The sequence below is a fragment of the Agromyces arachidis genome, assembly GCF_052805135.1.
The window spans coordinates 172,958-198,578 of sequence record NZ_JBRBDK010000004.1 but is presented as its reverse complement, the minus strand read 5'-3'; the positions used below and the strand labels follow the sequence as shown (position 1 = coordinate 198,578).

The window sequence follows — 25,621 nt, the reverse complement described above, 5'->3', positions numbered from 1 at the left end:
TCCCGCTGATGGTGCTGCTGCCGATGCTCGGCGCAGCGGCCGCGCTGATCCTGGGCCGTCACCTGCGCGCGCAGATGGCGATCTCGACGAGCGTCCTCGCCGCGGTCGCCACGATCGCGGTGGTCCTGCTCGCCCAGGTCGACGCGTCCGGTTCGGGCATCGCCGTCGAGGTGGGGGCGTGGCCCGCCCCGTTCGGCATCGTCCTGGTGGTCGACCGGCTGTCGGCGATCATGATCATCATCTCGGCGCTGATGCTGCTCGGCGTCCTCGTGTACGCCGTGGGGCAGGGCATCGCCGACCAGCACCGCGAGACGCCGGTGTCGATCTTCCACCCGACGTACCTGATCCTCTCCGCGGGCGTGTTCAACGCGTTCGTCGCCGGCGACCTCTTCAACCTCTACGTCGGGTTCGAGATCCTGCTCTCGGCGAGCTACGTGCTGCTGACGCTCGGCGGCACGGGCGAGCGGATCCGCGCCGGGATCACGTACATCATCGTGAGCCTGATGTCGTCGCTGTTCTTCCTCAGCGCCATCGCGCTCATCTACGGCGCGACGGGGACGGCCAACATCGCGCAGCTCTCGCTGCGCCTCGCGGAGCTCCCGCAGGACGTGCAGCTCATGCTGCACCTGCTGCTGCTCATCGCGTTCGGCATCAAGGCGGCCGTGTTCCCGCTGTCGTTCTGGCTGCCCGACTCGTACCCGACGGCCCCCGCGCCGGTCACCGCGGTCTTCGCGGGCCTGCTCACGAAGGTCGGCGTGTACGCCGTCATCCGCACCGAGACGGTGATCTTCCCCGAGAGCGACGTGTCGACCCTCTTCCTCGTGGTCGGCGGCCTCACGATGGCGGTCGGGATCCTCGGCGCGCTGACCCAGGCCGACATCAAGCGACTGCTCTCGTTCACGCTGGTCAGCCACATCGGCTACATGATCTTCGGCATCGGGCTCGCGAGCATCGCGGGCCTCGCGGCGACGATCTACTACGTCGTGCACCACATCACGGTGCAGACGACGCTCTTCCTGACCACCGGGCTCATCGAGCGCTTCGGCGGCGCCACCTCGATCACCCGGCTCGGCGGCCTGCGCAACGCCTCGCCCCTGCTCGCGGTGCTGTTCTTCGTGCCGGCGCTGAACCTCGGCGGCATCCCGCCGTTCTCCGGATTCCTCGGCAAGGTGGGGTTGTTCGTCGCCGGCGCCGACTCCGCGAACGGGACCGCGGCGTCGCAGACGCTCGGCTCGTCGATGAGCGGTCCCCCGTGGCTCATCTGGGTCGTCGTCGCCGTCGGCGCCGCGACCTCGCTCGTGACCCTGTACGCGCTCGCGCGCTTCTGGAACCTCGCCTTCTGGCGCCCGACCGGCGACGTCGAGGGCTACCGCTCGGCGATGATCGACTCGATGCAGGAGGCCCCGGCCGGAGCGACGCTGGTGGAGACGCGGACGACGCCCACGCTGATGATCGCGGCCACCACCGCGCTGGTCGCGCTGACGGTCTCGCTCACGGTGTTCGCCGGCCCCCTGTACGACCTGGCGGGGCGCGCGGCGGAGAACCTCCGCGACGCGAGCGTGTACGTGTCGCTGGTCTTCCCGGGAGGTGTCGGATGACGACGGATGCCGCCGGCGACCGCCGGCCGCGCGAGCCCGACGAGTTCTCCCGCTGGGAGGCCGTGTGGCGGCAGGCGCCGCTGCTCCTCTTCCTGGTGGTGCTGTGGGTCCTCCTGTGGGATCACGTCGACGTGCTCACCGTCGCCACGGGCGTGATCCTCGCGATCGCCGTGACCCGCGCGCTCTACCTGCCGCCGGTGCTGCTCGGGGGACGGTTCGACCCCTGGCGCGCGCTCGTGCTCGGATTCCGCATGATGTTCGACGTCGTCGTGGCGTCGATCGAGGTGGCGTTCAAGGCGATCTGGCCGACGTGGCGTCCGGTGAACGCGATCATCGACGTCCAGCTGCTGACCCGGTCGGATCTCATCACGACGCTGACCGCCGAGGCGGTGACCGTCGTGCCCGGCACGCTCGTGCTCGACATCGATCGCGAACGGGGCCTGCTGTACCTGCACGTGCTCGGCCCCCGGACGCCGCAGGACGTCGAACGCGCGCGACGGAAGGTGCTCGACACCGAAGAGCGGATCGTCCTCGCGATCGGCTCCCGCGAGCAGGCCCGACTGGTCCGGGAGGCGCGCCGCCGCCGGCGCGCGGGCGTGAACGGAGGAACGGCATGACCCCCCTCACCCTCATCGGGATCGCCGCAGGCGTGATGTTCGGCGTCGGCGCCGTCGCCGCGATCGTCCGGATCATCCGCGGCCCCTCGATCCTCGACCGCGCGCTCGCGACCGACGTGCTGCTCGCGATCGCGATGTGCGGCCTCGCGGCCGAGATGGCGATCAACCGCCACACCGACACGCTCGTGGTGCTGCTCGTGCTGGCGATGTTCGCCGTCTTCGGCTCGATCGCCATCGCCCGCTTCGCGTCGAAGCAGGATGCATCATGACGGCGTTCGAGCTCGGGGTGGGCGGCCTGGTGCTGCTGAGCGCGTTCCTCTCGATGGCGGCCGGGATCGGCATCCTGCGATTTCCCGACGTGCCGAATCGGCTGCATGCCGGCACCAAGCCGCAGGTGCTCGGCCTCGCCGTCATCCTGCTCGCCGTCGTGCTCCGCGTACCGGCTTGGGGCGTGGTCTCGACGGCCGTGCTGATCATGACGTTCCAGCTGCTCACCCAGCCCATGGCTGCGCACATGCTCGGGCGCGCGGCCTACCGCAGCGACCACATCCGGCGCGACCTCCTCATCGAGGACGACCTCGGCCGCGACATCGACGCGAACGCGCAGCAGCGCGACCCCTGATCCTCCGAGCGAACCGACCGGTTCCGTACGCTCAGCCCGCCTTGGGGTCGTACCTCCACTCGGAGTCGGGCCGCTGCAGCCAGGGCAGCTCGCGCTTCTGGTCGCGGGGCGCGAACTCGTCGCGCGGGCCAGTGTTCGGCACCTTCGGGTCGTCGGGCACGGCCTGCATGGTCACGGGCGCGACGGCGTCGGAGACCGGGTCGTAGAGCGCCTCGACCGCGCCGACGAGGCTGTCGGAGACGACCGCGGCCGAGCCCGCCACGAGCACCCGGCGGGGATCGGACCGCACGAGTTCCTCCGCGACGGCGGGCGTCAACGTCGAGCCCACGAGCACGAGCACGCCGCCCGAGGAGGCGACCACCGGCCCCAGGGCGAGCGCGTCGGGGAAGTTCAGCCCGGTGGCCAGGCCCACCGTGTCCACCGCGCCCGCCTCGACGAGGTCGCGGGCGACGGCCATGGCGGTCTCGTAGCGGTCCGGGCCGGCGATGCGCACCACCTGCGGCGCGTAGGCCGACAGCTTCGATCGCACCGACTCGGAGACGACGCCCGCGCTGCCGACCACGACGATCCGCTTCGGGTCGAGTCGGTCGAGCTCGGCCGCGGTCGCCGCGGGCAGCGACGACTTCGCGGTGAGCAGGACCGGCCCGCCCAGCTGCGCCGCAGCGGTCCCCGCAGACAGCGCGTCGGGGAAGCTGTCGCCCACGGCCACGTAGGCGACGGGGACGCCGGGGGTCGGGAACGCGCGGCGCGAGACCGCCGCGGCCGTCGCGTAGCGGTCGGACCCGGCATCGCGCACCGCGGTCACGCCCGCGGCGGCCGACGCCTGCTGGAGTACCGAGTCGGAGACCACCGCGCTGCTGCCCGCGATCACCAGCTTCGCGGGCTTCAGCCGCTGCAGCTCGGCGAGCGTCTCCGCGGTGATGGTCGAACCGGGCACGAGCAGCACCGGGCCCTCGCCCCGTGTCGCGGGTCCGGCGGCGAGCGCGTCCGGGAAGTTGCCGCCCGCGGCGAGGTACGCCACCGGGACGCCGGAGTCCGGGAAGCCCCGCTGCGACAGGGCGACGGCGGTCAGGTAGCGGTCGCTGCCCGCGGCCCGCTCGCTCGTCGCGTCCAGCCGGCCGCCGCCCATGCGGGTGAACAGGTTGGTCGACATGGACCGCACGCTCTGCTGCGGCGTGATGCCCTCGCCCATGAGGCCCATCGTGTAGTTGAGCGTCCCGGCGCTGAAGACGTACGCGTCGGACGGCGCCTGGTAGAGCGTGGACTCGTGGAGGCCGGTCAGGCCGTTTCGCGCGGTGAACGGCGACTGCGCGAGGACGGACAGCTGCGTTCCGCTCTTGACCACCGGGCCCGCGACCTCCGGGTGCCGGCGGTCGGCCTCGACGCCGATCAGGTTCGGGATCTTCGACCCGTCGCGCAGCCCCGTCCCGCGGTACAGCCAGTGCGCCGAGTTCTTCACCACCCACGACGCGTACGGCCCCACGAGCCCCGTGCCGTCGCCGGTGGGCCACATCTGGCCGATCACCGGCTGCTCCGGCCTCGGCAGCGACCGGAACAGGATGGTGCGGGTGTCGTCCTTCACGGGGTCGAGGGCGGCGTTCTTGTAGCTGACCACGACCCGGTCGTTCGCTCCGGAGGGCGCGTCCTCGATGCGGACCTGCCAGTACATGTTGTTGCCGCCGAGGTAGGCGAGGTCGGTGCCGGCGTCGCGCGCGGTCTCGGCCGCCGTGAACATCTGCTTCGTCCAGTACTCGTCGTGGCCGATCGAGACCATGCCCTCCTGTCCGGCGAGCAGCCCGGCGTCGCGGTGCAGGTCGAGGTTGGTCGCGTACGTCATGTCGAGGCCGCGCGACTCGGCGTAGCGGATCATCGGCGCCTCCTCGGCCATGATCAGCGCCGCGCCCGCGTTGGCGTAGGGGCGGTCGAAGCTCACCTTGACGGCGGCCGTGGTGCCGTTGACCGTGGTCGCGCCGTAGGAGTTGTGCGAGTACAGGCTCTTGCCGGTCGACCCGTTGTTCGGGAAGTTGTTGTACGCCTGGTACGTGAACGACGGCGACAGGTGGACGAGGGCGCCCGTGCGGTCGTCGTCGCGCACCACGATCGTCGCGTACGTCTGCTTGGTGCCGCGCGTGAAGACCACCGCGTAGACGCCGCTGGTCCAGCTCTCGGTGGTCTGGACCGAGAGCGACGTGGACCAGTCGCACGAGACGGTGCCGTTCGGCATCGCGGTCGTGCACGCGGGCTGGCGGATACCGTTGAACGTGCCGCCCGTGATGCGGCGTCCGCCGAGGCCCTGGTACCAGCCGAGCCGGTAGACGTCGTAGCGCACGCTCCCCGGCGACGACACGTGCACGCGGAAGTCGGCGACCTCGCCGTTGTCGATGCTCACCTTCGTGGCATAGGCCTTCACGGCCAGGTCGGTGTCGGTGGCGAGCGAGTAGCCCGCCCACGGGATGCGCCACGACGAGTGCCCGCCGAGGCGGTTCTCGAGCACGACCTCGTTCACGGGCGGCGCGACGGCGGCGCGCACCGCGCCGGCGGAGACCGCCGGCTGCGCGGCGACCGGGCTCGGCGATCCGACCGTCAGCGTCGCGGCTGCGGTGAGGGCGGCGGTCACGAGGGCGAGGATGGATCTCACAGCGGTACTCCGGTTCGGGTGGCAGGTAGGGTTGCCAGTCCCCGCGATCGTACGGGCGGGCCGCGGGGCGGTCTGCCCCCAGAACGGGGTGGGACCCGCTCAGCCGCGACCGGTGAACTGCGGCGCGCGCTTCTCCTGGAACGCGGCGAAGCCCTCCCGGTAGTCGTCGGTGTCGCACAGCGCGGCCTGCGCCCGGTTCTCGTCCGACATCGAGGTCCAGAGCCCGTGGCGGTGGTCGCGCAGGTCGGCGATGAGCCGCTTCGACGCGACGAAGGCCCGGGTCGGGCCGGATGCCGCCTCGCGGGCCGCCCGGCGCGTGGCATCCGTCACCTCGTCGGCGGGCATGACCTGCGAGAACAGGCCGGCGGCGACCGCCTCGGCCCCCGTCATCAGCCGCCCGGTGACGATCAGGTCCATCGCGCGGTGGGCGCCGAGCCGCTCGTAGAACAGCGCGTGCCCGCCCGAGTCGAGCGTCGCGCCGAGGTTCTTGAACGGCGAGCCGATCTTCGCGGTGTCGGCGACGTAGACGATGTCGCTCGCGATGAGCAGGCCGAGGCCCACGCCGAGGCAGGCGCCGTGGGCGACCGCGAAGGTCGGCGCGGGGAAGCGCGACATCCGCTTCAGGAGCGGCTCGACGAGCCCGCCGAGATAGCCGTGCACGTCGTCGTCGCGCGGGTCGACGCCGGCGATGTCGCGGCCGGCGCAGAACGCGCGGCCCTCGCCGCGCAGCACCAGCGCGCGGACGCCCGCGAACTCGGCCTGCTCGTACGCGTCGGAGAGGTCCCCGATCGCGGCCTCCCCCAGCGCGTTCATCCTGGCGGGCGCGTTCAGCGTGATCTCGGCCACGCCGTCGTGGATCTCGAGCTCGATCATCCGTCCCTCTCCTCGTGGGGTCACACGTCGTAGTCGACGACGACGCGGTCCGACGTCGCGTGCGACTGGCAGGTGAGCACGTAGCCGCGCTCGAGCTCGTCGGGCTCGAGCGCGTAGTTCTCGGTCATGTTCACGCTGCCCTCGACGACGCGCGCGCGGCAGGTGCCGCAGACGCCGCCCGCGCACGCGAACGGCACGTCGGGCCGCACGCGCAGCGCCGCGTTCAGGATCGACTCGTTCGCGCTCTTCGGGCTCTCGACGCTCGTCGAGTTGCCGTCGAGCGTGAACTCGATCGCGACCGTCGGCTCCCCTCGCTCGACCGTGACCGGCCGGCCGTGCCGGGGTTCGGTCGCGCGGTCGGCGTCGGTCGTGAACAGCTCGTAGCGCACCCGGCCGGATGGCACGCCCCGGGCCTCGAGCGTGTCGCGCGCGAGCTGCACCAGCTCGAACGGCCCGCACAGGAACCACTCGTCGACCGTCGCCGGCGGGATGAGCGCGTCGAGCATGCGCTCGAGCTTCTCGGCGTCGATGCGGCCCGAGAGGAGCGGCGCGGTGCGCTGCTCGCGCGAGAGCACGTGGTGCAGCGCGAGCCGGGCGGGGTAACGGTCCTTCAGCTCGGCGAGCTCCTCGAGGAACATGACGTCGCGCGTGGACCGGTTCGTGTAGACGAGCGTGAACCGCGCGTCGTCGGACCGGGCGAGCACGGTGTGGGCGAGCGCCATGAGGGGGGTGATGCCCGACCCCGCGGCGATGCCGACGACGTGCTTGCCGTCGAGCGAGTCGAGGCCCGAGGTGAAGGTGCCCTGCGGGCTCATCACGTCGATGCGGTCTCCCGCCGCGAGCTCGGAGTTCGCCCACGTCGAGAACCGACCGCCGAGGTCGCGCTTGATCGCGACCGAGACGCTGCCGCGCACCGGCGGCCGGCAGATCGAGTACGACCGGCGCAGCTCGTGCCCGTCGAAGTCGCGCCGCAGCGCGACGTACTGGCCGGGCAGGTACGCGTAGTCGTCGGCGAGCTCGTCGGGCACCGCGAAGGTGACCTCGACCGAGTCGTCGGTCAGCGGGCGCACCTCGGCGACCTCGAGCGAGTGGAAGCGCGCGCGACGGCGCTTCGGCGCGGTGTCGCCGCCGACCGCGCTGGCGAGGAACGCGTCGGCGATCGCGGCATCGGTGCCGAGCGAGCCGGCAGGGGTGGTCGGGGCTCCCGTGGAGCCCAGGTTGATCGCGGCCATCAGAGCACCTTGAAGTAGTCGAAGGGCTCGAGGCAGTCGCGGCACTCGTAGAGCGCCTTGCACGACGTCGAGCCGAAGCGGGCGAGTTCTCGGGTGTTGAGCGAGTCGCAGCGCGGGCACTTCACCGCCATCTGCAGGCGGATCGGCCCGCCGTCCCGGACCGGCGCGTGTCCGGAGGGCGCTTGGATGCCGTAGCGGCGCAGCTTCTCCTTGCCGGACTCGCTCATCCAGTCGGTGGTCCAGGCGGGCGAGAGCACCATCCGCACGTCGACGTGGTCGTAGCCGGCGTGGGTGAGCGCGAGCACGACGTCGTCGCGCATCGCGTCCATGGCGGGGCAGCCGCTGTACGTGGGCGTGAGCTCGACGTGCACGCCGTCGTCGTCGACGGCGACCGAGCGCAGCACGCCGAGGTCCTCGATGGTGAGCACGGGCACCTCGGGGTCGGTCACCGTCGCGGCGACGTCCCAGGCGGCGCGCGCGGCGGGGTCATCGGGCACGGGCCGGGCGACCGATGCCGCGGCCTCGGCCTCGCCCGTCGCGCCGGGACGGACCTCGGCGGTCACCACGACGCTCCCGGGTGGGCGCGCGCGAGCACCTGCATCTCGGCGAGCATGGGGCCGAGGTGCTCGGTGTGCCGGCCGTCGCGGCCGCCGCCGGAGGCGACGAACGCCAGCCGGCCCTCGGGTCGGGCGAGCTCGGCCTCGGCGAAGACCTGGTCGATCACGGCGTCGAACGCCGGCCGCAGCGACGACGGCAGCGGTGCGACGCCCTGCTCGGCGAGCCGCGAGACGAGCTCGTCGTCGCGGAACAGCTCGTCGACGTAGGGCCAGGTCTGCTCGACCGCGCGGATCATGCGGCGGCGCGACTCGTCGGTGCCGCCCGCGAGGCGCAGGGTCCACTGCACGGCGTGGTCGCGGTGGTAGTCGACCTCCTTCGCACTCTTCGCGGCGATGGCCGCGAGCGTGGCGTCGGAGGAGTGCTCGAGGTGCCGGTAGAGCTCGACGAGGTAGGTCGCCGTGAACAGCTGGCGCGCGATGGTGTGCGCGAAGTCGCCGTTCGGCTGCTCGAACAGCCAGGCGTTGCGGAACTCGGGCTCGTCGCGGAAGTAGGCGAGGTCGTCCTCGCTGCGGCCGTCGCGCGTGCCGGCGTAGTGCAGCAGCGAGCGGGCGTGGCCGAGCAGGTCGAGCGCGATGTTGCCGAGCGCGACGTCCTCCTCGAGCTCGGGCGCACGGCTGATCCAGTCGCCGAGGCGCTGGCTGAGCACGAGGGCGTCGTCGCCGAGGCGCAGCGCGTACTCGGCGACGTCGGCGGATGCCGCGTGGCCGGCCGAGGCCGCGGCGCCGGCGAGCTCCTCGGCGAGCGCGACGCGGTCGACGGTGACGTCGCCGTGCGGGTCGACGGCGCCGGCGCCGGGCGTCTCGGCGTCGCTCACAGGTGCTTCACCCCTTCGGACTTCGTGTAGTACACCGCGTGCCGGTAGTTCTTGCCGGCCGGGCTCTCGAAGAACGCGCCCTTCGCGTCGGGGTCGCTGGTCGTGACCGCGTCGGCGGGCACGACCCAGATCGACACGCCCTCGTTGCGGCGCGTGTACAGGTCGCGGGCGTTGCGCACGGCCATGTCGGCGTCGGGCGCGTGCAGCGACCCGACGTGCACGTGGCTCAGGCCGCGGTTGGCGCGCACGAAGACCTCCCACAGGGGCCAGGCCTCGGTGCCGGTCTCGCCGGGGGTGCTCATCTCGTCTCCTCGTCTCGGTCCGCTCCGTCGCGGATCGCGGGTCTCGTGGTGCCGCCTCAGGCGGCGGTCGCCGCCTTCGCGGCCTGCTTGCGGGCGTACTCGGCCGCGGCCTCGCGCACCCAGGCGCCCTCCTCGTGGGCCTCGCGGCGGCGGCGCAGGCGCTCGGCGTTGGCGGGCCCGCGGCCGGCGAGGACCTCGTGGAACTCGGTCCAGTCGATCTCGCTCATGTCGTACGACTGCGTCTCGTCGTTCCACTTCAGGTTCGGGTCGGGCAGGGTCACGCCGAGCGCCTCGGCCTGCGGGACGAGCATGCCGACGAAGCGCTGGCGCAGGTCGTCGTTCGAGAAGCGCTTGATGTTCCACGCCATCGACTGCGCCGAGTTGGGCGACTGGTCGTCGGGCGGGCCGAACATCATGAGGCTCGGCCAGTACCAGCGGTCGACGGCGTCCTGCGCCATCCGTCGCTGCGCCTCGGTGCCCTGCATCAGCTCGAGCAGGATCTCGAAGCCCTGGCGCTGGTGGAACGACTCCTCCTTGCAGATGCGCACCATGGCGCGCCCGTAGGGACCGTAGGAGGCGCGGCAGAGCGGCACCTGGTTGCAGATCGCGGCGCCGTCGACGAGCCATCCGATGGCGCCCATGTCGGCCCAGGTCGGGGTCGTGTAGTTGAAGATCGAGGAGTACCTGGCCCGGCCCTCGATGAGCTGCTGCATCATCTCCTCGCGCCCGATGCCGAGCGTCTGGGCCGCCGAGTAGAGGTAGAGCCCGTGGCCGGCCTCGTCCTGCACCTTGGCCATGAGGATCGCCTTGCGCTTGAGGCTGGGCGCCCGGGAGATCCAGTTCGACTCGGGCTGCATGCCGATGATCTCGGAGTGCGCGTGCTGGCTGATCTGCCGGATCAGCGTCTTGCGGTACGCGTCGGGCATCCAGTCGCGCGGCTCGATGCGCGAGTCCTGCGCGATGAGGTCGTCGAAGCGGGCCTGCGCCGCCTCGTCGCGGTGCTCATCGATGCTGGCCACGCTCAGTTCGGCGGGTGCGGTCATCGTCGACTCCAATGCTCTCGGGACCGGCGGCGGCGGGTGCCGTGGCATCCGACATTACCAACCGATCGTTCAGTTAGTATAGGCTCGGGTCACGCGCCGCGGCAACACGGTCGGCGGCGTCACCCCACCGCACTCGACGAGGAGCAGCGCATGACGGAGGTCGCGACCGGACGCCACGACGCGGGCGGGCCCGCCGACGCGGCGACGGATGCCGCGGCATCCGATCGCCTCAACCGCGAGATGATGCAGCGCGACCTCGCCTCGGCCATGCTCGGCATGGTCGTCGAGCACGACGACCCGGGGCACGCCGTCGTCTCGATGCGCGTGCGCGAGGACATGACCAACGGCTTCGCCATCACCCACGGCGGACTCGTCTTCACGCTGGCCGACACGGCCTTCGCGATCGCCTGCAACGAGGACCATCAGGTCACCGTGGCCGCGGGCGCCGACATCACCTTCCTCAAGTCCACGGTCGCCGGGCAGACGCTCACGGCGACCGCCGTGCGCCGCGCCCGCAGCGGCCGCACCGGCCTCTACGACGTGACGGTCGTCGACGAGCAGGGCGACGTCGTCGCCGAGTTCCGCGGACGATCCATCACCACCAACCGCACCATCTGATCCACCGGGAGCCACCGTGTCGACGACGACCCTTCCGCACCACCAGACCCGCCCGACCGTCTCGGGCCTCGCGCCCGCCGCCGCCGAGGAGCTCGATCCCGAGGAGCGCATGTCGCGCACCGAGATCGAGGCCCTCCAGCTCGAGCGGCTGCAGTGGACCGTGCGCCACGCCTACGAGAACGTTCCGCTGTACACGCGCAAGTTCGACGAGCACGGCGTGCACCCCGACGACATCCGTGCGCTCGCGGATGTCGCGAAGCTGCCGTTCACGACCAAGGCCGACCTGCGCGAGACCTACCCGTTCGGGATGTTCGCCGTGCCGATGGACCAGGTGGCCCGCATCCACGCCTCGTCCGGCACCACCGGTCGCCCGACCGTGGTCGGCTACACGCACGGCGACCTCGACCGCTGGGCGACGCTCGTCGCCCGCTGCCTGCGCGCCTCCGGCGTCCGCCCCGGCATGAAGGTGCACAACGCGTACGGCTACGGCCTGTTCACGGGCGGGCTCGGCGCGCACGCCGGCATCGAGAAGCTCGGGGCCACCGTCATCCCGATGTCGGGCGGACAGACCGCGCGCCAGGTGCAGCTCATCCGCGACTTCGAGCCCGACGCGATCATGTGCACCCCCAGCTACCTGCTCACGATCGCCGACGCGATGGAGGAGGCCGGCATCGACCCTCGCTCGACGTCGCTGAAGACCGCGATCCTCGGCGCCGAGCCGTGGACGAACGAGATGCGCCGCCGGATCGAGGAGCGGATGGCCATCGACGCCGTCGACATCTACGGCCTGAGCGAGGTCATGGGCCCGGGCGTCGGCAACGAGTGCATCGAGACCAAGGACGGCCCGCACCTCTGGGAGGACCACTTCCTGCCCGAGGTCATCGACGGGGAGACCGGCGAGCAGTTGCCCGACGGCGAGCAGGGCGAGCTCGTCTTCACGTCGCTGACGAAGGAGGCCTTCCCGGTCATCCGCTACCGCACGCGCGACCTCACCCGGCTCCTGCCCGGCACCGCGCGCCCCGGGATGCGACGGATGGAGAAGATCACCGGCCGCAACGACGACATGATCATCCTGCGCGGGGTGAACCTCTTCCCCACGCAGATCGAGGAGCTCGTGCTCGGCATCGAGCACCTGACCCCGCACTTCATCCTCGAGCTCACCCGCACCGGCCACATGGACGACCTGACCGTGCGCATCGAGCGGCACCCCGACCTCGAGGTCGACGTGTGCCAGGCGGCCACCGTCGTGCTCGCCGGCCGCATCAAGGAGTTCGTCGGGTCGTCGGTGACGGTCCGACTGGAGGAGCCGGGCACGCTCCCCCGCAGCGAGGGCAAGTACAAGCGCGTCTACGACCTGCGCGAACCCCGCTGATGCGAGACTGGACCGGATGACGGAGAACGGGGCGCGGCGCGGCCGGCCGGGGTACGACCAGCAGGGCATCCTCGAGGTCGCGGTGACGGCGTTCAACGAGTTCGGCTACGACGCCACGTCGATGGGCGTGCTCGCCGACCGGCTCGGCCTGTCGAAGTCCGCGATCTACCACCACTTCGGCTCGAAGGACGAGATCCTCGAGCGCGCGCTCGACCAGGCGCTGGGCTCGCTCGAGGGCGTGCTCGACGAGGCCGCCGCGACCGAGGGCAGCGCCGCCGACCGGCTCGACCACGTGCTCCGGGGCGCGGTGCACGTGCTCGTCGCCGAGCTGCCGTACGTGACCCTGCTGCTGCGAGTCCGCGGCAACACCGACGTCGAACGCACCGCGCTCGCCCGCCGGCGCGCCTTCGACAAGCGGGTCATGGCCCTCGTCGAGGCGGCCCAGGCCGAGGGCACGCTGCGCACCGACATCGACGGCCGCATCGTGGAGCGGCTGCTGTTCGGCATGATCAACTCCATCGTCGAGTGGTACCGACCCGGTGGGCGCGAGGACGCCGCGCGACTGGCCGACGACGTGATCGCCGTCGCGCTCGACGGATTGCGCGTGCCGGCGACCGCCCGGACGGGGTCGGGTCGGCCGACCCCCGACGAGTGATCTAGCATCGATCCGTGCCCGACCAGCCCCCGCCCCGTCGTTCGCGCGCGCTCGCGATCGCCCGGATCGCGGCGACCCTCGTGATCGGGGCGATGCTCGGCGCCGGGGTGGGCGTGATGATCGTGGCCGACCCGCTCGCGTCATCCGAGCTGCCGCCCGAGGAGCAGGTGCCCTCCGACCCCCTCGCGACGCTGCCCGAGTCGCCCTCGGCGCTGATCATCGGCGACTCGTTCTCCGAGGGCGTCGGCGCCTCGAAGCCCGACGCGGGGTGGGCGCGCACCGCGGCCGACGCCCTCTCCTGGCGCGCCACGATCGACGCGGTCGGCGGAACGGGCTTCACCAAGGGCAACGCCTCCGACGGCCGGATCGGCCTCGCCTTCGGCGATCGCATCGCGGCGCACGCCGCCTCCAGCGCCGAGTACGACGTCATCGTGCTGCAGGGCGGGCTGAACGACTTCCTCGCCCCGCACCGCGAGGAGGTGCTCGCGACCGTCGAGGCGGTCGAGGCCGCCCGGGAACGCTGGCCGGATGCCGCGATCGTGGTGTTCGGGCCGCTCGAGCCCCTCGCGCTCGGGGTGCAGCGCAGTGCCCGTCTCGACGCCGTCCGCGAGGGGGCGGCCGAGGCCGAGGCGACGTTCATCGACCCCGAGCTGCCCGCCGCGTGGATCAACGAGCGGAACTCGCCGCGCTTCGACTCCGGCGACGGGCTGCACCTGAACGACGCCGGGTACGCCTACATCGCGGCGCGGTTCGCCGCGGTCATCGAGTCGCACGCCGACTGACGCGGACGGCCCCTCGCGGGCGTCATCGGTCGAGCTGCAGGCGCGACCACGCGACCGCGCACAGCGCGCCGAAGACGAGCGGCACCGTCGCCACGGTGAGGAGCGCGCCGGGCGGCACGGCCTCGGGCGCGATCGCCCACAGCGCCGGCGCGACGAACGGCACCCATGCCCCCACGTCGGCGATGGCCGAGACCTGGGCGATCACGATGATGCCGACGGTCGCGGCGATCCCGGGCAGGAGGCCGCGACCGAGCGTCGCGACCCACGCGGCCGGAACGGCGACCATCGCGGAGAGCACCACGAGCACGGGGATGCGCGCGAGCGCGGCCGCCCCCGCGGCATCCGCGGCGCCGTACCCCATGGCGAGGCCGACGACGGCGACGACCCCGGTGAGGGCCGCGGCGACGATGAGCGACCACGCCGAGTAGACCGCGAGCTTCGCGAGGGCGACGGCCGGGCGGGAGACGGGCAGGCCGAAGAGCGCGGCGACGGTGCCGTCGGCGAACTCGCGCCCGAACATCCAGCTGAGCGCGACGCCGAACGCGAGGACGCCGGCGGCCGCGGTGATCTGCAGCACGATGCCGACGAGCCCCGCCCAGCCGGTCTCCTCGGCGAGCGGACCGAGCTTCGCGACCACCTGCTCGTCGCCGGATGCCGCGCCGAGCAGCATGCCGAGGGCGAGCACGCCCACGCCGACGACGAGGAGCACCGTGGTCGAGGCCATGACGCGGGAGGCGACGGCCTTGCGCGCCTCGACGGCCATCGCCGGCCCGATGCCGGCGCGCGCGGCGCGACGCCCGCTCATGCCGCGGCCCCCCTCGAGGCGTCGTCGTCGTGGACCAGGGCGAAGAACGCCCGCTCGAGGTCGATGCCACCGGGATCGAGCGAGCCGATGACGCGGCCGTCGTTGACGACGGTGATCCGATCGGCGACGCGCGCCACCTCGTCGAGGTGGTGGCTCGAGACGAGGATCCCCGCCCCGGCCGCCGCGCGGCGGAGCAGCGACTCGCGCAGCACGATGACCCCGGCCGGGTCGAGCCCGTTGGTGGGCTCGTCGAGCACGATCGCGTCGGGGTCGTGGAGGAGCGCGCCGGCGATGCCGACGCGCTGGCGGTTGCCGAGCGACAGGCGGCTCGCGCGCACGCCCGCGTAGCGTGCGAGTGCGAACTCGTCGATGACCCGGTCGACCGCCGCCGCGGCCGCCCGCGCGCGCCCGAGGCCGTGCAGCCGGGCGGCGACCTCGAGGTTCGCCCGCCCGGTGAGCTCGGCGTAGGCGAGCGGGTGCTCGACGAGCTGGCCGACGCGCGCCCAGGTCGCGGCATCCGCGTCGGCGACGTCGACGCCGCAGACCCGCACGGAGCCGGCGTCGGGGCGGAGCATGCCGAGCAGCAGGCGCATGAGCGTGGTCTTGCCGGCGCCGTTGAGGCCGACGAGCGCGTGGATCTCGCCGCGTGCCACGTCGAGGTCGATGCCGTGCAGCCCCGCACCGCCCCGGAACCGGCGCACCAGTCCGCGGGCCTCGAACCCGGGTTCCGCGTTCATGCGCGCGCCTCGACCACGTCGAGGGCCCGTTCGATCGCGTCGGAGAGCGCGTCGTGCTCGCCGTCGGCCCAGAGGAACAACCCCGCGACGAGGGCCGCGAGCACCGCCGCCGCGGCGACGCGCGCCTCGTCGGCGCTCGCGCCGTCGGCCACGAGCTGCCCGACCAGCGCCCGTTCCGTGTTGCCGGTATTCCGCCACATCGCCCCGCGCAGCGACGGGGTCCGGGCGACGATGCGGATGCGCCGGCGGATGATCGGCGTCTCGGGGTCGGGCAGCGATCGCCAAGCCGAGCGGATGCCGCGGGCGGCGCGGATGAACGGCGGCAGGTCGCGCGGCTGCGCGGCGACGGCCGCGGTGAGCTCCGGGTCGTAGGGGTCGTCGAGCACGAGGTGCTCCTTCGCGGGGAAGTACCGGAAGAACGTCATCTCGGTCACGCCCGCGGCGCGGGCGACCTGGGCGACCGTGGTCTGGTCGTAGCCCTGTCGCTCGAAGAGGTCGAGGCCGTGCTCGACGAGGGCGGCGAGCGTGCGCTCGCGCTTCGAGCCGGCGCCGGGGAGGTCGGTGGACACAGTGGAATGTTAGTCACTCACATTTTGCGCGTCAAGCGCTCCGGGCAGCGCTCCCGACGACCGCTGTCAGCCGCATGCGCAAGGCTGGTGGCATGTCCCCACCCGTCGCCGACGCCGCCCCTGCCGCCGAACCACCTGCGGGCGCCGGCCTCCGCGACGAGGCGCTCGCGGCCCTCCGCGATCTCGTGGGCCGCGCCGACGCCGAGTTCCACGACGGGCAGTTCGAGGCGATCGAGGCCCTCGTCGAGGGGCGGCGGCGCGCACTGGTCGTGCAGCGCACCGGCTGGGGCAAGTCGGCCGTGTACTTCGTCGCGACGCTGCTGCTCCGGCGACGCGGCGGCGGACCGACCGTGCTCGTGTCCCCGCTGCTCGCGCTCATGCGAGACCAGATCGCGGCGGCCCGGCGTGCGGGCGTCCGCGCCGTCGCGATCAACTCGACCAATCCGCACGAGTGGGCCGACGTGCAGCAGCGGCTCGCCGACGACGCGGTCGACGTGCTGCTCGTCTCGCCCGAGCGTCTGAACAACCCGGCATTCCGCGAGCAGCAGCTGCCGGCGCTCGTCCGGCGCATCGGGCTGCTCGTGGTCGACGAGGCGCACTGCATCAGCGACTGGGGCCACGACTTCCGGCCCGACTACCGGCGGCTTCGCGACCTGATCGCCGAGATCCCTTCCGGAGTGCCGGTGCTCGCGACCACCGCCACCGCCAACAGCCGGGTCGTGGCCGACGTCGCCGAGCAGCTCGGCCACGGCGACGAGGTGCTGACCATCCGCGGCCCGCTCGCCCGCACGTCGCTGCGGCTCGGCGTGCTGCGCCTGCCCGATGCCCCCTCGCGGCTGGCGTGGCTGCTGAGCCATCTCGACGACCTCCCCGGCTCGGGCATCGTCTACACGCTCACCGTGTCGGCCGCGAACGACACCGCCAGGCTCCTGCGCGAGCGGGGCCACGACGTGCGCGCCTACACGGGGCAGACCGATCCCGACGAGCGCGAGGAGTCCGAGGGCCTGCTCAAGCGCAACGAGGTGAAGGCGCTCGTCGCCACGAGCGCGCTCGGCATGGGCTTCGACAAGCCCGACCTCGGCTTCGTGGTGCACCTCGGGGCGCCGTCGTCGCCGGTGGCCTACTACCAGCAGGTCGGCCGGGCGGGCCGCGCGAGCGACAACGCCGACGTGCTGCTCCTGCCCGGCCCCGAGGACCGGGCGATCTGGCACTACTTCGCCACGGCGTCGATGCCCGACGAGGAGCGCGCGCGGCGCGTCATCGCCGAGCTCTCCGACGTGCCGCTGTCGACCCCCGCCCTCGAGGCGCGCGTCGACGTGCGCCGCACCCAGCTCGAGCTGCTGCTGAAGGTGCTCGACGTCGACGGCGCCGTGCGCCGCGTGCAGGGCGGCTGGGTCGCGACGGGCGAGCGGTGGGAGTACGACGCCGACCGCTACGCGCGCATCGCGGCCGAGCGCGAGGCCGAGCAGCAGCACATGATCGAGTACGAGACGACCGACGGATGCCGCATGGCGTTCCTCCAGCGCTCGCTCGACGACGACAGCGCGCGACCGTGCGGCCGGTGCGACACGTGCGCCGGCGCCTGGTACCCGGGCGGGCTCGAGTCGGGCGCCGCCGAGGCCGCGGCCGCCGCGCTCGATCGCGTCGGCGTGCCGATCGAGCCCCGGCGCGCCTGGCCGACCGGCGCCGACCGGCTGGGCGTGCCCGTGAAGGGACGCATTCCGCCCGGCGAGCAGGCGACCGAGGGGCGCGCCCTCGCCCGGCTCACCGACCTCGGGTGGGGCGGCACGCTGCGCGGACTGTTCGCGTCGGGCGCGCCCGACGCGCCCGTTCCGCCGCAGGTGATGGCGGCGTGCGTGCGCGTGCTCGCCGACTGGGGCTGGGCCGAACGGCCGGTCGCCGTGGTCTGCGTGCCGTCCCGCTCCCGCCCGCAGCTCGTCGACTCGCTCGCGCGCGGCCTCGCCGAGGTCGGCCGCCTGCCGTACCTCGGCGCGCTCGCGCCCGTCGACGGCGGGCCGACGGGTGCACCCGGCGGCAACAGCGCGTTCCGCCTCGCCGGGGTCTGGAACCGCTTCTCGGCCGATGGGCTCGACCTACCGGCCGGCCCGGTGCTGCTCGTCGACGACCTCGCCGACAGCCGCTGGACCCTCACGGTCGCCGCCCGCGCGCTCCGGCAGGCGGGCGCGGCGGGCGTCCTGCCCTTCGCCCTCGCGCTCCGCGGCTGAGCGGAGCACGAGGGCCGCCGGGCCCGGGGCGCTACGCCGGCTGCGGCACCGGTGCCGGCTCCTTCGCGACGAGCGTGAGCACGTCGTAGGTCGCGACGATCTCGTCGTCCTGGTTCTTCAGCACCGCGTCCCAGCGCACCTCGCCGTACTCGTCGGTCTCGCGCGGCGAGATCTCCTTCGCCGTGAGCTCGACGCGGATCGAGTCGCCGGGCGAGACGGGCGTGATGAAGCGCAGGTTCTCGAGGCCGGAGTTGGCGAGCACCGGACCGGGCGCGGCATCCACGAACAGACCTGCGGCCCACGAGACGAGCAGGTAGCCGTGGGCGACCCGGCCGGGGAAGAACGGGTTCGCCGCCGCGGCCTCCTCGTCCATGTGCGCGTAGAACGTGTCGCCGGTGAAGTTCGCGAACGTCTCGATGTCGTCGAGCGTCACCGTCCGCGGCGCCGACGCGACCTGGTCGCCGATGCGCAGGTCGGCGAGCGACTTGCGGAACGGGTGCGGCTCGCCCGCCGCCTCGTACGGGCGCGCCTCGGCGCCGGCGTGCCACACGCCCGTCAGGGCCGTCAGCATCGCCGGCGAGCCCTGCACCGCGGTGCGCTGCATGTAGTGCTTGACCGCGCGGATGCCGCCGAGTTCCTCGCTGCCGCCCGCGCGACCCGGACCGCCGTGCACGAGATGCGGCACGGGCGAGCCGTGGCCGGTCGAGGAGCGCGCGTCGTCGCGGTCGAGGAACAGGAGCCGGCCGTTCATCGGCGCGATGCCGGTGGCGAGCGCGACAGCGACCTCGGGGTCGTGCGTCGCGACGCTCGTGACCAGCGACCCGCCACCCCGCGCGACGAGGTCCACGGCCTCGGCGATCGAGTCGTAGGCGATGACGGATGCCACGGGGCCGAACGCCTCGACCTCGTGCACCGCCGGCGCGGCGGCATCCGTGAACTTCAGCAGCATGGGCTGCACGAACGCCCCCTCGGCGTCGACGCCCGCGGGCGCGTCGAGGGAGCCGACGACCAGCTCGCCGCCGGCCTCCTGCAGCCGGCGGACCTGGCGCAGCACCTCGTCGCGCTGCCCGGTCGAGGCGAGCGGGCCCATGGTGGTGCCCTCGGCACGCGGGTCGCCGACGACCACGCGCTCGGCGAGGCGCGCGCGCACGGCGTCCACGAGCGCGTCGACGGACGCCGCGGGCACGATCGCCCGGCGGATCGCGGTGCACTTCTGCCCCGCCTTCGACGTCATCTCGACGACGAGCTGCTTGACGTACGCGTCGAACTCCGGGGTGTCGGGCGTGGCATCCGTGCCGAGCACCGACGCGTTGATCGAGTCGGTCTCGCTCGAGAACCGCACCCCGCCGGTCTGCACCGAGTCGTGCGCCCGGAGGCGCTCCGCGGTCGACGCCGAGCCGGTGAACGCGACGTGGTCGCCGAGGCGGAGGTGCTCGAAGAGGTCGGGGACGCTGCCCGACACGAGCTGGAGCGAGCCCTCGGGCAGGAGCCCCGACTCGACCAGGATGCGCACGTAGGCCTCGGTGAGGTAGCCGGTGGGCGTCGCGGGCTTCACGACCGTGGGCACGCCCGCGAGGAACGCCGGCGCGAACTTCTCGAGCGAGCCCCACACCGGGAAGTTGAACGCGTTGATCTGCACGGCGACGCCCGGCAGGCGGGTGTAGACGTGGCGGCCGATGAACGAGCCGTCCTTCGAGAGCGGCTCGACCGGGCCGTCGACGAGCACCTTGCCGTTGGGCATCTCGCGGCGCCCCTTCGACGAGTAGGTGAACAGCACGCCGATGCCGCCGTCGACGTCGACCCACGAGTCGCGCTGGGTCGCGCCCGTGCGCGCCGAGAGCTCGTACAGCTCCGCCTTGCGCTCGGTGAGCGCGAGCGCCATCTGCTTCAGCAGCACCGCCCGCTGGTGGAACGTGAGGGCGCCGAGCGAGGCCTGGCCGACCGTGCGCGCGTGCTCGAGCACCGCGCCGAGGTCGAGGCCCTCGGTCGAGACGCGCGCGACGACCTCGCCGGTCGACGCGTCGCGCACCTCGGTCGCGGATGCCGCGGCGTCGTCGCCCGGCGTCCACCATCCGTCACGGACGTAGCTGGGCAGGATGTCGGTCATCGTCGTGTCCTCTCCGCGCGTCACTGCGCGTCCCACAGGTAGAAGCCCTCGCCGGTCTTGCGACCGAGCTTGCCCTCGGCGACCATGCGGCGCAGGAGGGCGGGCGGTTCGAATCGCTCGCCGAGCTCGCCCGCGAGGTACTCGGCGATGCCGAGCCGCACGTCGAGGCCGACGAGGTCGGTGAGCCTCAGCGGGCCCACCGGGTGCTTGTAGCCGAGCGTCATCGCGGCGTCGATGTCCTCGGCCGAGGCGACGCCCTCCTCGAGCATGCGGATCGCCTCCAGCCCGAGCGCGACCCCGAGCCGGCTCGACGCGAACCCGGGGGCGTCGTGCACGATGATCGGCGTCTTGCCGATCGCCTGCACCCAGCCGCGGGCCTGCTCGACGAGCGCGCCGTCGGTCTCCGCGCCCCGCACGACCTCCACGAGCGCCGACGCGGGCACTGGGTTGAAGAAGTGCATCCCCAGGAAGCGCGCGGGTCGGTCGAGGCGGCCGGCGAGCTCGTCGATCGAGATCGACGACGTGTTGCTCGCGAGCGCGGCATCCGCTGCGAGCACCGCCTCGACGCGGGTGAGCGCGTCGAGCTTCAGGTCGAGTTCCTCGGGCACCGCCTCGACGACCAGCCCGGCGCCGGCGAATCCGTCGACGTCGGTCGCGACCTCGAGCCGCGCGCCGATGGCCTCGGCGGTCTCGTCGGTGGTGCCGCGCGCGACGGATGCCGCGACCGAGTCGAGCACGCGCCCGCGCGCGGCCTCCGCGGCATCGTCGTCGCGCTCGACGACGACGACGTGCGAGCCGGCGAGCAGGAACGCGTGCGCGATGCCCGCGCCCATCCGGCCGCCGCCGAGCACGCCGACCCGCTCGGGTGCGGTGGGTGTCGTGTCGATGCTCACTCTGCGCTCCTCCTCGTCCGGCGCTCCAGGAAATCCGTCATGCGCCGGTGCTTCTCGGGGCTCTCGAAGAGCACGGCCTGCTCCTCGAGGTCGACGCGCGGGTGGTCGGCGCGCGGGGCGCGCAGGACCTGCTTGGTCGCGATGGTCGCCGCCGGGTCGTTCGCGGCGATGCGATCGGCGATCGCGTGCGCCTCGGCGAGGAGGTCGGCGGCGGGGTGCACGCCCGTGACCAGCCCGATCGAGAGCGCCTCGGCCGCGTCGACGATCCGGCCGGTGAGCAGCAGCTCGGCGGCGCGGGCCTCGCCCACGATCTCCTTCAGCCGCCAGGTCGCGCCGGCGGCGGGGATGATGCCGAGGCCCGTCTCGGGATTGCCGAAGCGGGCGTCGGGCGCGGCGATGCGGATGTCGGCGGCGTAGGCGAGCTCGGCGCCCCCGCCGAGCGCCCACCCCTCGACGGCCGCGATGACCGGCATCGGGAGCTCGTTGACGCGCACGAAGGCGTTGGCGTTGATGCCCGCGAGCGCGTCGGCCGCGCGTCGCTCGCGGAGCTGGGCGATGTCGGCGCCGGAGGCGAACACGCCGCCCGACCCGGCGAGGACCAGGATGCGCGGATCGGCCTCGAGCTCGTCGCAGAGCGCGTGCAGCGCGTCGATCGTGGCCTGGTCGATCGCATTGCGCTTGTCGGGCCGGTTCAGCGTGGCGACGACGCGATCGGCGGCGCGTTCGACGAGCAGCGGCGCGGGCGCGTCGGGCGAGACCGCGACATCCGGCGGGTTCATCGCACGCCCTCGACGATCAGCGCCGAGCCCTGCCCGACGCCGACGCACATCGTCGCGAGGCCGTAGCGCGAGCCCTCGCGCTCCATGCGGCCGAGGAGGGTCACGACGAGGCGCGCGCCGGAGGAGCCCAGCGGATGGCCCAGGGCGATCGCGCCGCCGTCGGCGTTGACCCGCTCGGGGTCGAGCTCGAGCCGGCGCATCGAGGCGAGCGACTGCGTCGCGAACGCCTCGTTGAGCTCGATCGAGCCGAGGTCGCCCACCGAGAGCCCCGCCCGGGCGAGCGCCTTCTCGGTGGCCGGGACGGGCCCGAGGCCCATGACCTCGGGGGCGAGGCCCGCCGAGGCGCCGACCACCACGCGGGCGCGCGGCCGGAGCCCGTACTTCTCCACGGCGGCCTCGCTCGCGACCACGATCGCGGATGCGCCATCGTTCAGCGAGCTCGAGTTGCCGGCGGTGACGACGGAGCCGCCCTTCACGACCGGGCGGAGGCCCGCGAGCACCTCGAGCGACGTGTCGCGCCGCGGGCCCTCGTCGACGAGCACCTCGCCGCGCGCGGTGGGCACGCCGACGATCTCGGCCTCGAACCGGCCTGCGTCGATCGCGGCGGCGGCGCGCTGCTGGCTCCGGAGCGCGAAGGCGTCGGCGTCCTCGCGCGTGATGCCGTCGACGCGGGCGACCTCCTCGGCGGTCTCGGGCATCGAGTAGGTCGCCTTCTCGCGGGCGAGGAGCTTCGGGTTCGGGAAGCGCCATCCGATCGACGTGTCGTACGCCTCGCCGGGCTTGGCCCAGGGCTTCTCTGGCTTGGCCTGCACCCAGGGCGCGCGGGTCATCGACTCGACGCCGCCGGCGACGATGAGGTCGGCGTCGCCGGACCGGATCGCCTGCGCGGCCATCGTGATCGCCGACATGCCCGAGGCGCAGAGCCGGTTCACCGTGATGCCGGGCACTGAGTCGGGCAGGCCCGCGAGCAGTACCGACATGCGGGCGACGTTCCGGTTGTCCTCGCCGGCCTGGTTGGCGGCGCCGAGGATGATCTCGTCGACGGCCCCCGCCTCGATCGCGGCCTGCTCGAGCCCGGCACGGCGCACGGCCTCGCCGACGACGAGGCTCGCGAGGTCGTCGGGGCGCACGCTCGCGAGCGCTCCCCCGTAGCGACCCACCGGGGTCCGCACTCCGCCGACGAGGTACGCGTCCGCCATGCTCTCTCCTGACCACGTTGTCGGGGATGTCCGTCGCCGGCGCGCGGCGAGCGCGGCATCCGCTCCCGGTTGTGCATTCACAACCGACCGTTCAGTCAGTAAGTATGCCGAACGGATGCCGCATGCGCCAGTCGGCGGACGCCGTCGCCGGCCGGCGTGCGACCCCGAACCCCGGCACGTCGCACCGTTCTCAGGAGCCTCCGGCCGTTCCGGCACCGTTCTCAGGAGCCTCCGGCCGTTTCGGCACCGTTCTCAGGAGCCTCCGCCCGGTTCGGCACCGTTCTCAGGAGCCTCCGCCGCGTTCGGCCCGGTTCGGCACCGTTCTCAGGAGCCTCCGCCCGTTTCAGCACCGTTCTCAGGACGACACGCCGGTCGATCCCAGGGCACTCGGCGTGTCGTCCTGAGAAGCGCATACGACGGAGGGCCCCGACCGTGGCGGTCGGGGCCCTCCGTGCGAGTGCCGTCGCGGCGAGCGGGTCAGAGCGCGCTGAGCAGCTCGTCGCCGAGGCGCACGTCCTCGAAGTCGACCTCGATCTCGGCACGGCCGAGCAGGTCGGCGAGGCGACGCTGGCGGTTGCGCGGGATCAGGGTCACGACGCGACCCTCGCGACCGGCGCGACCGGTGCGGCCCGAGCGGTGCAGGTACGTCTTGTACTCGTCGGGCGCGTCGGCCTGGATGACCAGGTCGATGTCGTCGACGTGGATGCCGCGCGCGGCGACATCCGTCGCGACGAGCACGTCGACCCGGCCGCTCGTGAGCTGCTGCAGGTTGCGCGTGCGCTTGGCCTGGTTGAGGTCGCCGTGCAGCGCCACCGCGAGGATGCCGGCGTCGGCGAGGTGGTCGGTGAGGTCCTCGGCGAAGGCGCGCGTGCGCGAGAACACCAGGGTCTTGCCCTCGCGGTCGGCCAGCTGCGCCACGATGTCGCGCTTGTCGCGGTTGTCGATGACGAACACGCGGTGCTCGATCGTGCCGGAGGACTGGTCCTCGCCGGCGACCTCGTGCACGGCCGGGTCGACGAGGAACTCGTCGACGAGCGCGGCCACGCCTGCGTCGAGCGTCGCCGAGAACAGGAGCTTCTGGCCGTCGGGGGCCGTGCGGCGGATGATCCGCTGCACCGGCTCGAGGAAGCCGAGGTCGCACATGTGGTCGGCCTCGTCGAGGATCGTGATCGCGACCTCGCTGAGGTCGAGGCGTCCCTGCTCGATGAGGTCCTCGACCCGGCCGGGCGTGCCGATGACGATGTCGACGCCGCGCTGGAGGGCGCCGACCTGGCGGCCCTGCGGGACGCCGCCGTAGATCTGCGTGGTGAACAGTCCGACGCTCTGCGCGATCGGCTGCACGGTGCGGTCGATCTGCAGCGCGAGCTCGCGGGTCGGCGCGAGGATCAGCGCACGCGGCTTGCGGCCGAACTGGCGCTTGCCGCCGGACCGGCCGCCGTTCTCGGCCCAGAGCTTCATGAGCCGCTCGACGGTCGGGGCGCCGAACGCGATGGTCTTGCCCGAACCGGTGCGACCGCGGCCGAGCACGTCGCGGCCCTCGAGGACCACGGGGATGGTGGCGGCCTGGATGGGGAACGGGGTCTCGGCGCCCAGTTCCTTCAGCGCACGGACGATGTTGCCGCCGAGGCCCAGGTCGGCGAAGCCGATGCCGTCGACCTCCTCGGCGCGGATGGCCTCGGCCTCGAGTCGCTCGAGCACGACGTCGTCGGCCGGCGCGTAGCGCTCGCCGCGGTCCGCGGAGGGGTAGAACGAGGACGGCCGTCGCTCGGAGTCGCGGAAGCCGGGGCGGTCGAACTCGCGGTCGCGGCGGGGGGCGCGGTCATCGCGGTCACGGCGCGGGGCGCGGTCATCGCGGTCGAACCGACGAGGGCCGCGGTCGTCGCGGTCGAACGAGCGCGCGGGACGATCGTCGCGGTCGCGACGCGGCGCACGGTCGTCGCGGTCGAACCGGCGCGGGGCACGGTCGTCACGGTCGAACCGGCGCGGGGCACGCTCGTCGCGGTCGAACCGACGAGGGCTGCGGTCGTCACGGTCGAACGAGCGCGCGGGACGGTCGTCACGGTCGCGACGCGGCGCACGGTCGTCGCGGTCGAACCGGCGCGGCGCACGGTCGTCACGGTCGAACCGACGCGGGGCACGGTCGTCGCGGTCGAACCGACGCGGCGCGCGGTCGTCGCGGTCGAACCGGCGCGGCGCACGGTCGTCACGGTCGCGACCGGGCCGGTCGGCGCGGTGCGGGGTGCGCCCCGACTCGACGCGCTCCTCGCGGCTCCAGCGCGCCTTGCGCGGGGCGACGGCCTCATCCGCGCGGTAGCCGCGGTGGCCCGGGCTGCGCGAGCCCGGCTTCTGCGCGGTCGCGCCGCGCGACCGGCCGCCCTTGGCGTAGGAGGGGTCGAAGTTCTTGGCGGGACGTCCGCCCGCGGGCTTCTTGTTCTTCGGCATGGGTGCTTCCTGGGTTGTACTCGTGTACATGGCAGGCAGGCCCGCACCTCGTGCGCAGCCTGACTGAGAACCCGGGCAGTC

General features: G+C 73.2%; 24 protein-coding genes. 9 read left to right on the top strand and 15 right to left on the bottom strand.

The window, feature by feature from the left end; genetic code table 11:
• Positions 1–8 precede the first annotated feature (8 nt).
• Genes ACUY4T_RS07680 through mnhG form a run of 4 tightly spaced genes read left to right on the top strand, consistent with a single transcriptional unit; the run spans position 9 to position 2,837 of the window.
• The gene (locus ACUY4T_RS07680; RefSeq protein ID WP_446018423.1) at positions 9–1,598 is read left to right on the top strand and encodes a Na+/H+ antiporter subunit D; all 1,590 of its coding nucleotides are present in this window, start codon (positions 9–11) and stop codon (positions 1,596–1,598) included.
• A complete protein-coding gene (locus tag ACUY4T_RS07675; RefSeq protein WP_446018330.1) occupies positions 1,595–2,215 on the top strand; it encodes a Na+/H+ antiporter subunit E in 621 nt (206 codons plus the stop codon). The genes ACUY4T_RS07680 and ACUY4T_RS07675 overlap by 4 nt, the downstream gene beginning before the upstream one ends.
• Positions 2,212–2,484 (top strand): MrpF/PhaF family protein, encoded by a 273-nt coding sequence (locus ACUY4T_RS07670; RefSeq protein WP_446018329.1) that lies wholly within the window; start codon positions 2,212–2,214, stop codon positions 2,482–2,484. The genes ACUY4T_RS07675 and ACUY4T_RS07670 overlap by 4 nt, the downstream gene beginning before the upstream one ends.
• Entirely contained in the window at positions 2,481–2,837 is a 357-nt protein-coding gene (mnhG, locus tag ACUY4T_RS07665; RefSeq protein ID WP_446018328.1) for a monovalent cation/H(+) antiporter subunit G, read from the top strand. The genes ACUY4T_RS07670 and mnhG overlap by 4 nt, the downstream gene beginning before the upstream one ends.
• A 31-nt stretch (positions 2,838–2,868) precedes the next feature.
• On the opposite strand, the gene ACUY4T_RS07660 is transcribed toward mnhG, so the two are convergent.
• The 7 genes from ACUY4T_RS07660 to paaA form a co-directional block, all read right to left on the bottom strand.
• Complete coding sequence (locus tag ACUY4T_RS07660) at positions 2,869–5,475, bottom strand: N,N-dimethylformamidase beta subunit family domain-containing protein (protein WP_446018327.1); 2,607 nt, start codon at positions 5,473–5,475, stop codon at positions 2,869–2,871.
• Between the two features lie 99 nt (positions 5,476–5,574).
• Positions 5,575–6,348, bottom strand: coding sequence for an enoyl-CoA hydratase/isomerase family protein (locus ACUY4T_RS07655; RefSeq protein ID WP_446018326.1), 774 nt, complete (start codon positions 6,346–6,348; stop codon positions 5,575–5,577).
• Between the two features lie 20 nt (positions 6,349–6,368).
• The gene (gene paaE, locus ACUY4T_RS07650) at positions 6,369–7,580 is read right to left on the bottom strand and encodes a 1,2-phenylacetyl-CoA epoxidase subunit PaaE (RefSeq protein ID WP_446018325.1); all 1,212 of its coding nucleotides are present in this window, start codon (positions 7,578–7,580) and stop codon (positions 6,369–6,371) included.
• Positions 7,580–8,077, bottom strand: coding sequence for a 1,2-phenylacetyl-CoA epoxidase subunit PaaD (gene paaD / locus ACUY4T_RS07645; RefSeq protein ID WP_446018422.1), 498 nt, complete (start codon positions 8,075–8,077; stop codon positions 7,580–7,582). Before paaD ends, paaE begins: the two co-directional genes overlap by 1 nt.
• Positions 8,078–8,139: 62 nt before the next feature.
• Positions 8,140–9,012 (bottom strand): 1,2-phenylacetyl-CoA epoxidase subunit PaaC, encoded by an 873-nt coding sequence (gene paaC / locus ACUY4T_RS07640; protein WP_446018324.1) that lies wholly within the window; start codon positions 9,010–9,012, stop codon positions 8,140–8,142.
• Positions 9,009–9,314 carry a 1,2-phenylacetyl-CoA epoxidase subunit PaaB gene (paaB, locus tag ACUY4T_RS07635; protein WP_067948099.1) on the bottom strand — a complete coding sequence of 102 codons (306 nt, stop codon included), beginning with the start codon at positions 9,312–9,314 and terminating at the stop codon, positions 9,009–9,011. Before paaB ends, paaC begins: the two co-directional genes overlap by 4 nt.
• Positions 9,315–9,370: 56 nt before the next feature.
• Positions 9,371–10,357 (bottom strand): 1,2-phenylacetyl-CoA epoxidase subunit PaaA, encoded by a 987-nt coding sequence (gene paaA, locus ACUY4T_RS07630; protein ID WP_446018323.1) that lies wholly within the window; start codon positions 10,355–10,357, stop codon positions 9,371–9,373.
• A 240-nt stretch (positions 10,358–10,597) separates the two neighbouring features.
• On the opposite strand from paaA, the gene paaI reads away from it, so the two are divergent.
• From paaI to ACUY4T_RS07610, 4 genes are all read left to right on the top strand, one after another.
• On the top strand, positions 10,598–10,975 hold the full coding sequence (gene paaI / locus ACUY4T_RS07625; protein WP_446018421.1) for a hydroxyphenylacetyl-CoA thioesterase PaaI: 378 nt from the start codon (positions 10,598–10,600) through the stop codon (positions 10,973–10,975).
• 109 nt (positions 10,976–11,084) lie between these two features.
• The gene (gene paaK, locus ACUY4T_RS07620; protein ID WP_446018420.1) at positions 11,085–12,347 is read left to right on the top strand and encodes a phenylacetate--CoA ligase PaaK; all 1,263 of its coding nucleotides are present in this window, start codon (positions 11,085–11,087) and stop codon (positions 12,345–12,347) included.
• 16 nt (positions 12,348–12,363) lie between these two features.
• Positions 12,364–13,002 (top strand): TetR/AcrR family transcriptional regulator, encoded by a 639-nt coding sequence (locus tag ACUY4T_RS07615; protein WP_446018322.1) that lies wholly within the window; start codon positions 12,364–12,366, stop codon positions 13,000–13,002.
• A 14-nt stretch (positions 13,003–13,016) separates the two neighbouring features.
• A complete protein-coding gene (locus ACUY4T_RS07610; protein ID WP_446018321.1) occupies positions 13,017–13,784 on the top strand; it encodes an SGNH/GDSL hydrolase family protein in 768 nt (255 codons plus the stop codon).
• Between the two features lie 22 nt (positions 13,785–13,806).
• Here ACUY4T_RS07610 and ACUY4T_RS07605 read toward each other — a convergent pair whose 3' ends face one another.
• From ACUY4T_RS07605 to ACUY4T_RS07595, 3 genes are read right to left on the bottom strand one after another with little or no spacing between them, the layout of a single operon-like run.
• Entirely contained in the window at positions 13,807–14,589 is a 783-nt protein-coding gene (locus ACUY4T_RS07605; RefSeq protein ID WP_446018320.1) for an ABC transporter permease, read from the bottom strand.
• The gene (locus tag ACUY4T_RS07600) at positions 14,586–15,326 is read right to left on the bottom strand and encodes an ABC transporter ATP-binding protein (RefSeq protein ID WP_446018319.1); all 741 of its coding nucleotides are present in this window, start codon (positions 15,324–15,326) and stop codon (positions 14,586–14,588) included. Before ACUY4T_RS07600 ends, ACUY4T_RS07605 begins: the two co-directional genes overlap by 4 nt.
• Positions 15,323–15,895 (bottom strand): TetR/AcrR family transcriptional regulator, encoded by a 573-nt coding sequence (locus tag ACUY4T_RS07595; RefSeq protein ID WP_446018318.1) that lies wholly within the window; start codon positions 15,893–15,895, stop codon positions 15,323–15,325. The genes ACUY4T_RS07600 and ACUY4T_RS07595 overlap by 4 nt, the downstream gene beginning before the upstream one ends.
• A 92-nt stretch (positions 15,896–15,987) precedes the next feature.
• Here ACUY4T_RS07595 and ACUY4T_RS07590 point away from each other — a divergent pair, with 92 nt between their 5' ends.
• A complete protein-coding gene (locus tag ACUY4T_RS07590; protein ID WP_446018317.1) occupies positions 15,988–18,120 on the top strand; it encodes a RecQ family ATP-dependent DNA helicase in 2,133 nt (710 codons plus the stop codon).
• Positions 18,121–18,151: 31 nt separating this feature from the next.
• On the opposite strand, the gene paaZ is transcribed toward ACUY4T_RS07590, so the two are convergent.
• From paaZ to ACUY4T_RS07565, 5 genes are all read right to left on the bottom strand, one after another.
• Positions 18,152–20,227, bottom strand: a complete 2,076-nt coding sequence (gene paaZ, locus ACUY4T_RS07585; protein ID WP_446018316.1) for a phenylacetic acid degradation bifunctional protein PaaZ — start codon at positions 20,225–20,227, stop codon at positions 18,152–18,154.
• Positions 20,228–20,247: 20 nt separating this feature from the next.
• Positions 20,248–21,114 (bottom strand): 3-hydroxyacyl-CoA dehydrogenase family protein, encoded by an 867-nt coding sequence (locus ACUY4T_RS07580; protein ID WP_446018419.1) that lies wholly within the window; start codon positions 21,112–21,114, stop codon positions 20,248–20,250.
• A gap of 2 nt (positions 21,115–21,116) precedes the next feature.
• Entirely contained in the window at positions 21,117–21,899 is a 783-nt protein-coding gene (locus ACUY4T_RS07575; RefSeq protein ID WP_446018315.1) for an enoyl-CoA hydratase/isomerase family protein, read from the bottom strand.
• The gene (locus ACUY4T_RS07570) at positions 21,896–23,098 is read right to left on the bottom strand and encodes a thiolase family protein (protein WP_446018314.1); all 1,203 of its coding nucleotides are present in this window, start codon (positions 23,096–23,098) and stop codon (positions 21,896–21,898) included. Before ACUY4T_RS07570 ends, ACUY4T_RS07575 begins: the two co-directional genes overlap by 4 nt.
• Positions 23,099–23,575: 477 nt before the next feature.
• Positions 23,576–25,540: a DEAD/DEAH box helicase gene (locus ACUY4T_RS07565; protein ID WP_446018313.1), complete on the bottom strand. Its 1,965-nt coding sequence runs from the start codon at positions 25,538–25,540 to the stop codon at positions 23,576–23,578.
• Positions 25,541–25,621: the final 81 nt, after the last annotated feature.

What these genes read in the sequence shown, in the direction of transcription:
- ACUY4T_RS07680 (WP_446018423.1), top strand. Translation starts at nt 9, where the DNA reads ATGGTGCTGCTGCCGATGCTCGGCGCAGCGGCCGCGCTGATCCTGGGC.
- ACUY4T_RS07675 (WP_446018330.1), top strand. Translation starts at nt 1,595, where the DNA reads ATGACGACGGATGCCGCCGGCGACCGCCGGCCGCGCGAGCCCGACGAG.
- ACUY4T_RS07670 (WP_446018329.1), top strand. Translation starts at nt 2,212, where the DNA reads ATGACCCCCCTCACCCTCATCGGGATCGCCGCAGGCGTGATGTTCGGC.
- mnhG (WP_446018328.1), top strand. Translation starts at nt 2,481, where the DNA reads ATGACGGCGTTCGAGCTCGGGGTGGGCGGCCTGGTGCTGCTGAGCGCG.
- ACUY4T_RS07655 (WP_446018326.1), bottom strand. Translation starts at nt 6,348, where the DNA reads ATGATCGAGCTCGAGATCCACGACGGCGTGGCCGAGATCACGCTGAAC.
- paaE (WP_446018325.1), bottom strand. Translation starts at nt 7,580, where the DNA reads ATGGCCGCGATCAACCTGGGCTCCACGGGAGCCCCGACCACCCCTGCC.
- paaB (WP_067948099.1), bottom strand. Translation starts at nt 9,314, where the DNA reads ATGAGCACCCCCGGCGAGACCGGCACCGAGGCCTGGCCCCTGTGGGAG.
- paaA (WP_446018323.1), bottom strand. Translation starts at nt 10,357, where the DNA reads ATGACCGCACCCGCCGAACTGAGCGTGGCCAGCATCGATGAGCACCGC.
- paaI (WP_446018421.1), top strand. Translation starts at nt 10,598, where the DNA reads ATGATGCAGCGCGACCTCGCCTCGGCCATGCTCGGCATGGTCGTCGAG.
- paaK (WP_446018420.1), top strand. Translation starts at nt 11,085, where the DNA reads ATGTCGCGCACCGAGATCGAGGCCCTCCAGCTCGAGCGGCTGCAGTGG.
- ACUY4T_RS07615 (WP_446018322.1), top strand. Translation starts at nt 12,364, where the DNA reads ATGACGGAGAACGGGGCGCGGCGCGGCCGGCCGGGGTACGACCAGCAG.
- ACUY4T_RS07605 (WP_446018320.1), bottom strand. Translation starts at nt 14,589, where the DNA reads ATGAGCGGGCGTCGCGCCGCGCGCGCCGGCATCGGGCCGGCGATGGCC.
- ACUY4T_RS07600 (WP_446018319.1), bottom strand. Translation starts at nt 15,326, where the DNA reads ATGAACGCGGAACCCGGGTTCGAGGCCCGCGGACTGGTGCGCCGGTTC.
- ACUY4T_RS07590 (WP_446018317.1), top strand. Translation starts at nt 15,988, where the DNA reads ATGTCCCCACCCGTCGCCGACGCCGCCCCTGCCGCCGAACCACCTGCG.
- paaZ (WP_446018316.1), bottom strand. Translation starts at nt 20,227, where the DNA reads ATGACCGACATCCTGCCCAGCTACGTCCGTGACGGATGGTGGACGCCG.
- ACUY4T_RS07575 (WP_446018315.1), bottom strand. Translation starts at nt 21,899, where the DNA reads ATGAACCCGCCGGATGTCGCGGTCTCGCCCGACGCGCCCGCGCCGCTG.
- ACUY4T_RS07570 (WP_446018314.1), bottom strand. Translation starts at nt 23,098, where the DNA reads ATGGCGGACGCGTACCTCGTCGGCGGAGTGCGGACCCCGGTGGGTCGC.
- ACUY4T_RS07565 (WP_446018313.1), bottom strand. Translation starts at nt 25,540, where the DNA reads ATGCCGAAGAACAAGAAGCCCGCGGGCGGACGTCCCGCCAAGAACTTC.